Annotated in this window: 12 protein-coding genes; 3 read left to right on the top strand and 9 right to left on the bottom strand. The window is 41.4% G+C overall.

All coding sequences use genetic code 11. The features are described 5' to 3' along the window. Positions 1–270: 270 nt before the first annotated feature. The 9 genes from pyrF to gyrA all read right to left on the bottom strand — a co-directional run bounded on the left by pyrF (position 271) and on the right by gyrA (position 11,016). A complete protein-coding gene (gene pyrF, locus ND16A_RS06840; protein WP_033078122.1) occupies positions 271–969 on the bottom strand; it encodes an orotidine-5'-phosphate decarboxylase in 699 nt (232 codons plus the stop codon). Between the two features lie 4 nt (positions 970–973). After that, entirely contained in the window at positions 974–2,143 is a 1,170-nt protein-coding gene (gene lapB, locus ND16A_RS06845) for a lipopolysaccharide assembly protein LapB (protein WP_033078121.1), read from the bottom strand. 5 nt (positions 2,144–2,148) lie between these two features. After that, entirely contained in the window at positions 2,149–2,409 is a 261-nt protein-coding gene (locus ND16A_RS06850) for a lipopolysaccharide assembly protein LapA domain-containing protein (RefSeq protein ID WP_033078120.1), read from the bottom strand. Positions 2,410–2,558: 149 nt separating this feature from the next. Continuing rightward, entirely contained in the window at positions 2,559–2,846 is a 288-nt protein-coding gene (ihfB, locus tag ND16A_RS06855) for an integration host factor subunit beta (RefSeq protein ID WP_033078119.1), read from the bottom strand. Between the two features lie 189 nt (positions 2,847–3,035). Next, positions 3,036–4,697 carry a 30S ribosomal protein S1 gene (gene rpsA, locus ND16A_RS06860; protein ID WP_033078118.1) on the bottom strand — a complete coding sequence of 554 codons (1,662 nt, stop codon included), beginning with the start codon at positions 4,695–4,697 and terminating at the stop codon, positions 3,036–3,038. A gap of 148 nt (positions 4,698–4,845) precedes the next feature. Beyond that, positions 4,846–5,526 (bottom strand): (d)CMP kinase, encoded by a 681-nt coding sequence (gene cmk, locus ND16A_RS06865; protein ID WP_033078117.1) that lies wholly within the window; start codon positions 5,524–5,526, stop codon positions 4,846–4,848. Positions 5,527–5,563: 37 nt separating this feature from the next. Further along, a complete protein-coding gene (gene aroA, locus ND16A_RS06870) occupies positions 5,564–6,889 on the bottom strand; it encodes a 3-phosphoshikimate 1-carboxyvinyltransferase (protein ID WP_052073153.1) in 1,326 nt (441 codons plus the stop codon). 128 nt (positions 6,890–7,017) lie between these two features. Continuing rightward, positions 7,018–8,103, bottom strand: coding sequence for a 3-phosphoserine/phosphohydroxythreonine transaminase (gene serC, locus ND16A_RS06875; protein ID WP_033078116.1), 1,086 nt, complete (start codon positions 8,101–8,103; stop codon positions 7,018–7,020). Positions 8,104–8,298: 195 nt separating this feature from the next. Beyond that, positions 8,299–11,016: a DNA topoisomerase (ATP-hydrolyzing) subunit A gene (gene gyrA, locus ND16A_RS06880; RefSeq protein ID WP_033078115.1), complete on the bottom strand. Its 2,718-nt coding sequence runs from the start codon at positions 11,014–11,016 to the stop codon at positions 8,299–8,301. Positions 11,017–11,419: 403 nt separating this feature from the next. Here gyrA and ND16A_RS06885 point away from each other — a divergent pair, with 403 nt between their 5' ends. The 3 genes from ND16A_RS06885 (at position 11,420) to ND16A_RS06895 (ending at position 13,180) form a co-directional block, all read left to right on the top strand. Next, positions 11,420–11,617 (top strand): TIGR02922 family protein, encoded by a 198-nt coding sequence (locus ND16A_RS06885; protein WP_033078114.1) that lies wholly within the window; start codon positions 11,420–11,422, stop codon positions 11,615–11,617. A 137-nt stretch (positions 11,618–11,754) separates the two neighbouring features. After that, positions 11,755–12,471, top strand: coding sequence for a bifunctional 2-polyprenyl-6-hydroxyphenol methylase/3-demethylubiquinol 3-O-methyltransferase UbiG (gene ubiG, locus ND16A_RS06890; RefSeq protein ID WP_033078113.1), 717 nt, complete (start codon positions 11,755–11,757; stop codon positions 12,469–12,471). 16 nt (positions 12,472–12,487) lie between these two features. Beyond that, on the top strand, positions 12,488–13,180 hold the full coding sequence (locus tag ND16A_RS06895; protein WP_033078112.1) for an HAD family hydrolase: 693 nt from the start codon (positions 12,488–12,490) through the stop codon (positions 13,178–13,180). The last annotated feature ends 336 nt before the right edge of the window (positions 13,181–13,516 follow it).

Here is a 13,516-nt window from a genome sequence, read left to right as displayed (position 1 = left end):
CACTTTGCATTCTTGCGAAAAAGATATTGAGGATAGCGTACCAGATAATGGTGAATCACAAAAAATATGATCCAAACATAGCTTTTCCAGCTTAGAAATTTGACAAAAGCTAATAACAGGCATCCCGACGAAGGTCGGGACCTCCTAGATTCAAAACGAGCTTAGAAACAATGTCTCCACGTTCCCCGTTCCCCGTTCCCCGTTCCCCGCAGCATAAAAAACGCCCTCAAGTTATAAACTCAAGGGCGTGTATTTTTGCGTTAGCGATATTTAACCAAGAATCGATCTATTTATATCCTGCAATACCTGGTGTGGATCAGAAGCTTTGGTTATCGGCCGCCCTATGACTAAATAATCAACGCCCAAATCTATGGCTTGCGGTGGTGTCATAATGCGCTTTTGATCATCAACAGCAGCGCCTACAGGACGTATACCTGGCGTTATCAACTTAAATTCTTGGCCTAAGTTCGTTTTTAGCATTTCGGCTTCTTGCGCTGAGCACACTACACCATCAAGTCCTGCCCGTTGAGTTAACCGAGCCAAATTTAGCACATGCTGTTCAGGAGTAGCATTGACTCCCAGTTCAGCTAAATCATCACTCGACATACTGGTTAATACCGTCACAGCAATTAACAATGGTGCATCTTTACCGTAGGCATCTAAGGCAAGTTTTGCCTGGCTCATCATTTTTGAACCACCACTAGCATGAACGTTTACCATCCAGACCCCTAAATCGGCTGCTGCAGAAACGGCTTTGGCAACGGTATTTGGAATATCGTGAAACTTTAGATCTAAAAAAACATCAAAACCACGATCCACTAAGCCAGTAACAAACTGGGGGCCGAAATGAGTAAACATTTCTTTTCCTACTTTTAATTTTGCATCACTTGGCTGAATTTTATCAACAAAGGCAAGTGCATCCTTTTGTTTTGCAAAATCTAGCGCCACAACAACTTTGGCATCAGACATATTTTTACTCTCCTTCCAGGCCTCTTACTGGTTTTAATTGCTCCCAATCATGACAAGATGGGCAAGACCAGTAATGAACCGAACTGTTAAAACCACAATTTTTGCAACTATATCGTGGTTTGATATTTAAATAGGCGGCCACCAATTCTTTGATCACATCCAAACTTTGATGTGTTTTATCGTCTAAGTTTTCATTAAGTTGCATCTTAACAAAGTGCTTAAAGCCGCGAATGGTTGGCCGGCGGTTTAGTGCAGACAAGATATACTCTTCTGCTTTTTGTTTCGATTGAGTTTGCTCAATAAACTCTAAATACTTTATCAAGGCACTAGTGCTACCGGTTTTATCAAAAACCTGCTTAATAAAAGGGTAAAATTCATCAGCAATATCACTGCGCTGATAACAGTGTTGCATTTTATCAATAACGTCAGGAAAAAACTCCTGATCTTGATAAAAAATTTCCCTGTAACAACGGCAAGCATCATTATATTGCTCACTGCTTTCAAAAACCTGTGCCATGACATAATTGGCCCGGCTCGATTTAGGGTCAAGCTCTAACGCGGTTTGCAATAATTCCAACTCTTTTATGTATTCGTTGTCCTTAATGGCAATATTGGCCAACTCGCAATAAAAGTTTGCTAAAACGTGTTTAAGCTTCTTATCTTTTGATTTTAATACTGACTTTTCTAAATCGATGCCACGGTGCCAATCTTTGGTTGATTGGTAAATTTGCATTAAGTAGGTTAACGATTTAATGCCATAAGTTTTCGATTTTAATAACTTATGAAACAGGGTTTCGGCGCGGTCATATAATCCGGCACTGTAAAAATCTCTGCCGAGTTCAAACAGCGCCTGTTGCTTTTCTTTATCAGACAACATAGGTTGCCTGACCAGGTGTTCATGGACTTTAAGTGCCCTGTCCAACTCACCTTTACGGCGAAACAGATTGGCCATGGCAAAATGCGCCTCAACGGTGTCATCTTCCACCGTTAACGCTTCCAATAAATACTCCATCGCTTTATCTTGCTGATTAGACAATAAATAATTTAACCCAGTGGAATATTTGATCGATAGCGAACTTTTCGCATTTTGATCTTTCTGCTTAATACTGTTTCGTCCCATAAACCAGCCATAACCAACGGCTACGGGCAGTAAGAGAAAGAGTAACTCAAACATCGGGGTTATTTACTTATGGCTGCAGCTTGCAGTTTTGAGGACTTGTTTTTAAACCGTTTAATGCGCCGACCTAAGATAAAGCTAAACATGGTAAACATACCAATAATAAAGCCGATAAAAGTAAAAATACTTACCGCCATGGCGACACTGATATTGCTGCGGGCAATGATATAATTGAGTTCAATTATCTGTTCATTTTGGCTGCCAAAAATAAAGGCAATTGCCAAAAATACAAAGAGGACTAAAACAGATAAGTATAATTTCAAGGTATGGCTCTCTGATTGGCGATGTAATGCTTCTTAGTATATTGCTAAATGATTGCAATTTCAGCAAAAAAAATAGAAAAACTGGGGTCAGAGTCAGGTTATACGTTATAAACCTGACTCTGACCCCAGTTTTTATTTCAGCTAATTTTTTACGCTAACGAAAGGTTTACTCTTTCGCGTAACTCTTTACCTGGTTTAAAATGCGGTACATATTTACCGGTTAAATCAACCGACTCACCGGTTTTCGGATTACGGCCAACTCGTGGGGCACGGTAATGAAGTGAAAAACTGCCAAAACCACGAATTTCAATGCGATCACCTTTTTCAAGGGTATCGGCCATCATTTCTAAAATTTCTTTGATCGCATTTTCAACATCTTTAGCTGACAAATGATCGAGTTTATCAATTAATTTTTCTATGAGTTCTGACTTGGTCATTTGACCTCCACTTGAAATTAGCACTTTAGTCGTGAGTTCTGCTTATCTATAAATCATAGTGTAGACTATTGAGTAATGACTAGTAAAGGCGTAACTCTATAATTTTGATACAAAAAAGCCGCTATAGGTAGCGGCTTTTTTATTTTTCGGTTAAAACTAGTAAAATTAATTTAAAAAATTAACTTGTTCTTAGTTTTTAGCGTTTTTGAAGGCTTCTGCCATCGCGCTTAAACCAGTATCTTCTACTTTGTTTAAGTTATCCATTGCAGTACGTTCTTCCGCTTGATCTTTCGCTTTGATTGATAAGCTGATAGTGCGGTTCTTACGATCAACACCAACAAACTTAGCTTCAACGCTATCACCAGCTTTAAGCTCAGTAGTTGCATCTTCAATACGATCTGCTGAGATATCAGCAACACGCAAGTAACCTTCAACACCTTCAGCTAAATCAATTTTAGCACCTTTAGCGTCAACTTCGATTACAGTACCAGTTACGATAGCACCCTTCTTGTTGTCAGCTAAATACATGTTGAATGGATCGTCTTCAGCTTGCTTAACGCCTAAAGAGATACGCTCGCGCTCAGGGTCAACTTGTAATACAACAGCTGAAATTTCATCACCTTTCTTGTATGCGCTAACTGTCTCTTCACCGCCATTCCAAGAAATGTCAGATAAGTGAACAAGACCGTCAATACCACCTTCAAGACCGATGAAGATACCAAAGTCAGTGATTGACTTGATCTTACCAGAAACTTTGTCACCCTTGTTGAAGTTCTTAGCGAACTCTTCCCATGGGTTCGGGATACATTGTTTAAGACCTAGAGAAATACGACGACGTTCTTCGTCAATTTCCAGAACCATAACTTCCACTTCGTCACCTAAGTTAACAACTTTAGATGGGTGGATGTTTTTGTTAGTCCAATCCATTTCAGAAACGTGAACTAAACCTTCAACGCCTTCCTGAATTTCAACGAAACAACCGTAGTCAGTTAAGTTAGTTACGCGACCAGAAAGTTTAGAACCTTCTGGGTAACGGTTAGCAATAGCTGCCCATGGATCTTCGCCTAACTGCTTCATACCTAGAGATACACGAGTACGCTCACGGTCGAACTTCAATACTTTAACCGGGATTTCGTCACCAACATTAACGATTTCACTTGGGTGCTTAACACGTTTCCAAGCCATATCTGTAATGTGTAGTAGACCATCGATGCCGCCAAGGTCAACGAACGCACCGTAGTCAGTAAGGTTCTTAACGATACCTTTAACTTCTTGGCCTTCTTGTAAAGACTCAAGTAATGCATCGCGTTCAACACTGCTTTCTGATTCGATAACAGCACGACGAGATACAACAACGTTATTACGCTTTTGATCAAGCTTAATAACTTTAAATTCTAGATCTTTGCCTTCAAGGTGAGCAGTGTCACGTACAGGACGAACATCTACTAAAGAACCTGGTAAGAAAGCACGGATGTTGCTAACTTCAACAGTGAAGCCGCCTTTAACTTTGCCGTTGATAACACCAACAACAGTTTCTTTCTCTTCGTAGGCTTTCTCAAGGAACTGCCATGCTTCGTGACGCTTAGCATCATCACGAGAAAGAATAGTCTCACCGAAACCATCATCAGTGGCTTTTAGAGATACATCAATTTGATCACCAACACTAACTTCAACTTCACCAGCTGCGTTTTTGAATTGATCAATTGAAACAACACTTTCAGATTTAAGGCCAGCATCAACAAGAACATTGTCTTTTTCAATACGTACGATAGTACCTTTGATGATTGATCCAGGGCGGGTTTCGACTTCTTTTAAGCTTTCTTCGAAAAGCTGTGCAAAATTTTCCATCATAACTTGTCTATAAACTCAGTTATTAATCCAATCAACGTCATTGTTTCATGGGGTTGTTAAGTTAGCTCAGTGTGTCCGTACAGTAAGCTCTAAAAATATAAAGTAATTTACGTTAGTTGTAAGTCTTAAAAATCAGTTAAATTACTGATTAATAAAGCTTATCATTAGCAAAGTTGAGGATTTCAGCCACCACTTCACTTATGCTCAATTCGGTAGAATCGACGATTAACGCACCTTTTGCCGGAACTAATGGCGCGACCGTTCTGTTTTGATCTCGCTCATCCCGTTGACGTATGTCGTTTAAAAGGCGCCCGATATTAACATCAACACCCTTTTGTTGCAACTGCAATTTGCGTCTATTTGCTCTTTCTTCTGCGCTTGCGGTTAAAAACACTTTTACCGGAGCATCCGGAAATACCACGGTGCCCATATCGCGGCCATCGGCGAGTAAACCGGGAGCCTCTTTAAATGCGCGCTGGCGACGCAATAACGCTTCACGAACACGAGGAAAAGCTGCCACTTTTGAAGCGACGGCTCCGACTTCTTCCGTACGGATAACATCGGTGACATCTTCACCTTCTAAAAGGATACGCGAGTCGTCACCTTCAACGATTTTAAATTCAACATCCAGATGCGATGCTAATGGGATAATCGCATCTTCTTCTTCAACACTGATATCGTGGTGCTGAGTCGCAACCGCTAATACGCGGTATATCGCACCACTATCGAGTAAGTTCCAGCCCAGTTGTTCGGCAACTATTCTGGCGACAGTTCCTTTACCAGCGCCACTGGGACCATCAATGGTAATTAGAGGAATTTGTTCATTCATGAAATTTTCCTATTAAATTTTTATTCTTTTACGTTTTTTACTTTTGTGTATCAATCTTTAAACCCACTTCGTTGGCTAAACGCACAAAGCTTGGGAAAGATGTAGCAACGTTTTCGCAATCTAAGATGGTAATTGTACCACTAGAGCGCAGTGAACTAATAGCAAAAGACATAGCTATTCGATGATCGTCATGAGAATTAACCGTACCAGCGCCTATTGTTCCGCCAACAATATCGATACCATCGGCTACCACAGTACAATTCACCCCCAATATTTCCAGGCCATCTGCCATGGCTTGAATACGATCACTTTCTTTAACGCGTAACTCTTCTGCATTTCTTAAACGGGTAATGCCTTTCGCGCAAGCTGCGGCAATAAATATAGCCGGGAATTCATCAATAGCAAGCGGTACATCCGATTCTTCAATGTCTATACCGTGCAGTTCCGATGCATGTACAATTAAATCGGCTACAGGCTCTGCACCAGCTTGGCGTTCGTTGGTTATTTCAATATTCGCCCCCATTTGTTTTACAATGTTTAACACACCGATTCGGGTTGGGTTCATACCTACATTACGCAGGGTTAAAGAACCTTGCTTGGCAATAAGTCCGGCAATAATAAAAAATGTTGATGATGAAATATCACCTGGAACGTTAATATCACACGCGGTTAAACGACCACCGCCAGTTAACGATATTTTATTGCCTTCGGTTATCACTTCGTAACCAAAGGCTTGTAGCATACGCTCGGTGTGATCGCGAGTAATGCCTGGCTCTGTTACTGTGGTAGTACCTTCAGCAAACAAACCGGCCAATAGTACACAAGATTTCACCTGGGCACTTGCCATAGGTAATTGATAATCGATAGCCGTTAGTTTAGCACCGCCGTCAACAACAATCGGCGGCGTGCCATCACTGGCCGCGCTGATATTTGCGCCCATTTGTTTTAACGGATTTACCACTCGCATCATCGGACGTTTATTTAACGAGCTGTCACCCGCCATGGTACTGGCAAAGCTTTGCCCGGCTAAAATACCTGACATTAATCGGATTGACGTACCCGAGTTACCAATGTTAATTTGCTCAGTGGGCACGGTTAAACCATCAACGCCAACGCCATGAATGGTCACGTTGTTATTTTCATCTGGTCCTTCGATGTTTACGCCCATGGCTTTAAACGCTTTCATTGTTGCTAAACAATCTTCGCCCGGTAAAAAGCCAGTGACATGGGTAACACCGTCAGCCATAGCACCAAACATTATTGAGCGATGCGAAATAGATTTGTCGCCGGGGATAGTAATATCGCCACTCACGCTATTACTCGGAGTCGCAATAAAGCTCAATGTTGCGGTATGGTCGGTCATTTGGTTTTCCTTAAATTGGTCATCTGGTAATTGCAAAGTCCTGAGTTGCTGACTTCAGGACTGCAGATAAAGTTATAAAACTGAATTCTTATTCGACGTAACTAATACTTGGTTAGTGTTAATTACTCTTAGCTGTGCTCTCTGGCAAATTTTTTCATGAAATTCACTAAGGCGTTCACCCCATCAATTGGCATGGCATTGTATATACTGGCGCGCATACCGCCAACCATTCTATGGCCTTTTAATGCCAACAAACCTGCGGTTTTAGCCTGTGCTAAAAACTCGCTGTTCAGCGCTTCGTTGCTCAAATAAAATGGCACATTCATGGTCGAGCGATTTTCAACGGCAATTTTATTATAATAAAAATCACTGTCATCAACGTAATTATAAAGACATTGTGCCTTCTCTTGGTTAATTTTTGCCATCGCCTCAACACCACCTAACTGTTTTAACCATTGAAACACTAAGCTGGCCAAATACCAGGCATAAGTTGGCGGCGTATTGAACATAGAACTGTTATCGGCAGTAACTTTATAGTCGAGAATGACCGGCGTGGCAATTTGCTGTTTACCAATTAAATCACCTCTGACAATGACGATGGTTAAACCAGACGGACCAATATTTTTTTGTGCGCCCGCATAGATAAGACCAAATTTAGAGATGTCGATTGGCCTAGATAAAATGGTTGATGACATATCTGCCACTAACGGGATATCGCCAGTTTCCGGAATATCAAAAATCTCAATGCCATCTACGGTTTCGTTCGGACAATAATGCACATAAGCCGCGTCTTTATTGATATTCCATTGCTCAGATGGCACTACTTTCTTATTACCTTCGTGCTCGGTTACCGCATCAATTACCCGGATGTCACCAAATTTTTTCGCTTCACTGACCGCACTTTTTGACCAAGAGCCAGTCACCACGTAATCTGCCGTTTTGCCTGCCCCCAAGAAGTTTAGTGCTACTGCTGAAAACTGACCACGTCCACCGCCATGACAAAATAAAACTTTGTAGTTATCTGGAATACTTAATAGTTCACGTAAATCTGCTTCGGCACCACTGGCAAGCTGCATAAATTCTGCGCCACGGTGGCTTAATTCCATCACTGAACAACCGGTGTTGTTCCAGTTAAGAAATTCAGCTTGGGCACGTTGCATCACTGGCTTAGGTAACATTGCCGGGCCAGCACAAAAATTATAGATTTCGGTCATGTGTTTTTTGGTTCCATTGGACTATTTTTTATCAATTGCTTAGGGCTTCGGGCTAATGGCTTCCGGCAGACTTGGCACTGTTACACTTTAGGTGAACTTATCAAATATACCGCTCGTGGCCAGTAGCTCGTTGCTCGCAGCTTCAAACAAAAATGAGCGGTAAAAACCGCCCATTTGTTATTGTTGCATTAGAAGTTACTCTTCAGTTTCAGTGTCAGTCTCTGGTGCTGCATCAGCATCTGGAGTGTCATCGCTACTATTCGTTACTTCACTACCTTCAGCGGTTTCGGCGTTTTCACCCTCTTCCGGTAATTCATCACTTTCTTCAATTTCATCAATTCGTTGTAAGGCTACTACGCTTTCGTCTTCACTGGTTCTAATAATTCGTACACCCTGGGTGTTACGACCTATCGTGCTCACTTCATTGACGCGTGTTCTGACTAACGTACCGTTGTCGGTGATCAGCATGATTTCATCGGCGTCTTCAACTTGTACCGCGCCAACAACTTCACCGTTGCGTTCGCTGACTTTAATTGATACTACACCTTTGGTTGCACGACTCTTGGCTGGATATTCTGCAAGGTCGGTACGTTTACCATATCCATTCTTGGTAACGGTAAGTATCGGACCGTCATTTTTAGGGACGATTAACGATACAACTTTTTGCTCACCTTCTAACTTAATACCGCGAACACCAGTACCAGTACGGCCAATGGCTCGTAACGCTTGTACTTGCTCACCAGTATCGGCATCAATTTTCACTTCACCGGTTTCGCTATCTTTTGCCAACTCGTTAAAGCGAACAACTTTACCGGCATCAGAGAATAACATGATGTCGTTAGTACCATCAGTAATGTCTACGCCAATAAGTGTATCATCATCACGAAGGTTCAAGGCGATTATGCCATTTGCACGTGGACGAGAGTAAGCCGTTAATGGCGTTTTCTTAACCGTACCCGATGCGGTTGCCATCAAGATAAATTTATCGTCTTCGTATTCTCTTACCGGGAGAATGGCGGTAATGCGTTCATCCGACTCGAGCGGTAAAATATTTACAATTGGGCGACCACGAGCAGTACGGGTAGCAAGCGGTAACTGGAATACCTTCAACCAATACATGCGACCACGATCTGAGAAACATAAAATCGTATCGTGGGTATTGGCCACTAATAACCGTTCAATGAAATCTTCTTCTTTCATCTTGGTTGCGGCTTTACCTTTACCGCCACGGCGCTGTGCATCGTATTCGGATAAGGGTTGGTATTTAACGTAACCTTCGTGCGATAACGTGACTACTACATCTTCTTCGCAAATTAAGTCTTCAAGCGATAAATCATGTGACGCCATTGAGATTTCAGTGCGACGTTCATCGCCAAAATCATCTCGAATTACTTCCAGCTCTTCGCGGATAACTTCCATCAAACGTTCAGGGCTGGCTAGAATATGCATCAATTCGGCAATAATTTCTAATAACTCTTTGTACTCATTTAGAATCTTTTCGTGTTCTAAGCCGGTAAGCTTGTGTAAACGTAAATCGAGAATGGCTTGTGCTTGTTGCATGGTCAGGTAATATTTGCCGTCAACAATACCAAAACCTTCTTCAACCCACTCTGGTCTAGCGGCATTATCCCCTGCTCTCTCTAGCATTTCAGCAACGGTACCTAACACCCAACCTTGGCTTAATAAACCTTCTTTAGCTTCCGCTGGCGTTGGTGAGTTTTTAATTAACTCGATGATAGGGTCAATGTTACTTAACGCTACGGCAAGGCCTTCAAGTAAATGCGCACGTTCACGAGCTTTACGTAATTCGAAAATGGTTCGGCGAGTTACAACTTCACGACGATGCAGGACAAAACAGCTGATCATGTCTTTTAGGTTGAACAAACGTGGTTGGCCTTCATCGATGGCAACCATGTTCATACCAAATGACACTTGCATTTGCGTTAGCTTATATAAGTTGTTTAACACAACTTCACCAACTTCACCGCGTTTGATTTCAATCACCATACGCATGCCGTCTTTATCAGACTCGTCACGCAAGGCAGAAATACCTTCCAGGCGTTTTTCTTTAACTAACTCAGCCATTTTTTCAATCAGCCGAGCTTTGTTTACTTGATACGGTAATTCATGAACGACGATAGTTTCTTTACCGCTGGTTTCATGTACTTCAATATCTGCACGGGCTCGAATATTTAATTTACCACGGCCGGTACGGTAACCTTCATGAATACCCGCCACGCCACTGATAATACCCGCAGTTGGAAAATCTGGACCTGGGATGTGTTCAATTAATTCATCGATGGTGATGTCGTTATTATCGATGTAGGCAATACAGCCATTGATAACTTCCGTTAAGTTATGTGGCGGAATGTTGGTTGCCATACCAACAGCAATACCCGATGAACCGTTAACTAACAGATTCGGTATGCGGGTCGGCATAACCGATGGCATGAATTCCTGACCATCGTAGTTCGGCACAAAATCAACGGTTTCTTTTTCTAAATCCGCTAATATCGAATGCGAAATTTTCTGCATCCGAATTTCGGTATAACGCATTGCTGCAGCTGAGTCACCGTCAACAGAACCAAAGTTACCCTGGCCATCTACCAGCATATAGCGTAAGGAGAATGGTTGCGCCATACGAACGATGGTGTCATATACCGCAGTATCACCATGCGGGTGATACTTACCAATTACATCACCAACAACACGGGCTGATTTTTTGTAACCCTTATTCCAGTCATTGCCAAGTGCGTGCATTGCATATAAAACACGGCGATGAACGGGTTTTAAACCATCACGTACGTCCGGTAATGCACGCCCTACGATTACACTCATGGCGTAATCTAGATAGGAGTTTTTTAATTCGTCTTCAATATTGACAGGAACGATTTCTTTAGCCAGATCGGTCATAAAACGATGCTTTCCCTAAGTGTCAGCAAAAAATGCTCAAAATTATTATTATCAAGGCAGAATATTAGCATAAAGGTACTAACTTCTACACTTCTTTATTCTTAATTATTAGTACAAATGATTAAACCTTAATACGCTGTCAATGTCACTTATTTTTAGAAGGTAGATTCAAGTTTAGGAGTGTTGAACTTTCAGCACAAACATTGCGTAGAGAAATGCTGATTTATTCGGCAAAAGAAGTTTGTTTGGTGAAAGATCACATATCTATGTTTACTTATGCTTTTGACTTCGCTATAAATAGTTTTGTTAACAAAATGTAACACTTATCCTATTTTTCAGAACTCGGCTTTGGCATTGCAACTATCTTTGGCTAAGTCACCAAATAAGAAGAACACTGACCAAGATGAAGCAACGCACAGTCACCATTCTATACTACGATATCAACTCGTTAGAGTTAAAGCATGAAATCGCCAGTTTTCCGCAAAAGGATCAAGGCAGGGTTATTATTTCTGATCAATTTAAAGTGGGGAAATCCATTATCGCGGTATGTGATGGCGAAGTGACCGTGTTAAATAAAATTGGCGATCGTGTTGACGATTAATAACTAGGCAACTTTACTGATTCGCCAAAAAGTAGAACGTTAAAGCCAATTTATCGGTAATTGGCTTTGTTATCTTTCACCACTTTCGATAGAATCTAACTCAACCCTATATAAAGCATTTATTAAAGACCTCAATCATGTCTGAACCATTAAACGTAAATCCTGATGAAATTGCCAAATTTGAAAAAGTTGCCAGCCAATGGTGGGATTTACACGGTGATTTTAAACCATTGCATCAAATTAACCCGTTGCGACGAAATTTTATTACCTCGCATGTGGGCGATATTTTTGACAAAAAAATTATTGATGTTGGCTGTGGTGGTGGCATTTTAGCCGAAAGCCTGGCCCGTTTAGGAGCTAAAGTAACCGGTATTGATATGGGGGATGAACCGCTTAATGTAGCCAAACTGCATGCCCTTGAAGCCGGTGTTAGTGTCAGTTATGAAAAAATTACCGCGGAACAAAAAGCACAAGATAACGACCAGCAGTTTGATGTGGTTACGTGCATGGAAATGCTGGAACACGTGCCAGATCCAGCTTCCATCGTGCAAGCCTGTGCGCAAATGGTAAAACCGGGTGGTTACGTATTTTTCTCAACCTTGAATAAAACCACAAAATCTTATTTATTTGCAATATTAGCCGCCGAAAAGCTACTAAAACTGGTCCCCGACGGCACCCACGACTGGGACAAATTTATTCGCCCTTCACAACTTATCAGCTGGGCAGAAAATGCCGGATTAAAATGTTTTGATGCCAGCGGCATTCATTACAATCCCGTTACGGAAAACCACAAATTAGCTGCAGGATTAGACGTTAACTATATTCTTGCCTGCAAAATGCCAGAAGAAGAATAATGGTTGAGGTATTCAATTGTTAAGCAAAGCGAAAGGCGTGTTATTTGATTTAGACGGTACCTTATTAGATACTGCCGATGATTTAGGCGCCACCTTAAATTATTTACTCAACCGCTACGGCTTTAAGCCAGTATCCAGTGCACAGTACCGTCTTGTCGCCTCTGACGGCGTTTATCCATTATTAGACTTAGGTTTTAAAGAGCAATTGGTCAATTATGATAAATTGCAATTACGCCAGGAATTCCTTGATTATTACCTGTTAAATTTAGCCGAGTATACTACGTTGTACCCGGGTATAGCAGAGTTAATCACCGCCATTGAAGCGGCGAATATTCCCTGGGGTATAGTGACCAATAAGCCTGGGTTTTTAACCGAACCTTTATTAACCAATTTTCCGCAATTTTGCAATTCACGAACCAACATTAGCGGCGATACGATTGCGCAAAGCAAGCCACATCCGGCGCCAATGTTTTTAGCAAGCAAAGAAATTGGTGTCGCTGCCGAGCATATTTGGTATTTGGGTGACGCCAAGCGAGATATTGAAGCCGGCAACGCTGCCAACATGACCACGGTTGTGGCCAAGTGGGGCTATATAAAAGATCAAAACGCTTGCACAACATGGCAAGCCGACCACATGGTTGACGATCCTTTGCAATTACTAGAGATTATAAAACAAGCAAGTCGAACAAAGAACAACCAAACCAGTTAAGTTATTGTTTTACAATTATTTTATTTCTCATATTGCTTAATCGTATAATATCTAAACTTTTAGGTTAAAAAGATCTTAAAAAAAGTTTTTAGGTTAAAATAAATCTTGCATTTTAGTTAACCAGTACGAAAATCAGCGCTACTAAGTTAGTTACTACTAACCTAAATTAAGCAAGTTAAAAAGCACTGATTAAAACACAATATCTAGGGGTTGCAATCAAAGCCAAACCTCATTATCTTGTGACTAGATACAAACAAAAACCCCATATGTTGTGCATTTATCTATCAACAGAGAAATGCCAGTCAGGGAAGTCAATGAAAAAAGCAGGGACGGCAG

Origin of the sequence: Thalassotalea sp. ND16A (assembly GCF_000764205.1) — a bacterium.
GTDB lineage: Bacteria > Pseudomonadota > Gammaproteobacteria > Enterobacterales > Alteromonadaceae > Thalassotalea_A.
This window is presented reverse-complemented; position numbering and strand designations above follow the sequence as displayed.

Bases quoted from the DNA above. Each gene is read 5' to 3' on its own strand.
- pyrF (WP_033078122.1), bottom strand. From the start codon at position 969: ATGTCTGATGCCAAAGTTGTTGTGGCGCTAGATTTTGCAAAACAAAAG.
- lapB (WP_033078121.1), bottom strand. From the start codon at position 2,143: ATGTTTGAGTTACTCTTTCTCTTACTGCCCGTAGCCGTTGGTTATGGC.
- ihfB (WP_033078119.1), bottom strand. From the start codon at position 2,846: ATGACCAAGTCAGAACTCATAGAAAAATTAATTGATAAACTCGATCAT.
- rpsA (WP_033078118.1), bottom strand. From the start codon at position 4,697: ATGATGGAAAATTTTGCACAGCTTTTCGAAGAAAGCTTAAAAGAAGTC.
- cmk (WP_033078117.1), bottom strand. From the start codon at position 5,526: ATGAATGAACAAATTCCTCTAATTACCATTGATGGTCCCAGTGGCGCT.
- aroA (WP_052073153.1), bottom strand. From the start codon at position 6,889: ATGACCGACCATACCGCAACATTGAGCTTTATTGCGACTCCGAGTAAT.
- serC (WP_033078116.1), bottom strand. From the start codon at position 8,103: ATGACCGAAATCTATAATTTTTGTGCTGGCCCGGCAATGTTACCTAAG.
- gyrA (WP_033078115.1), bottom strand. From the start codon at position 11,016: ATGACCGATCTGGCTAAAGAAATCGTTCCTGTCAATATTGAAGACGAA.
- ND16A_RS06885 (WP_033078114.1), top strand. From the start codon at position 11,420: ATGAAGCAACGCACAGTCACCATTCTATACTACGATATCAACTCGTTA.
- ubiG (WP_033078113.1), top strand. From the start codon at position 11,755: ATGTCTGAACCATTAAACGTAAATCCTGATGAAATTGCCAAATTTGAA.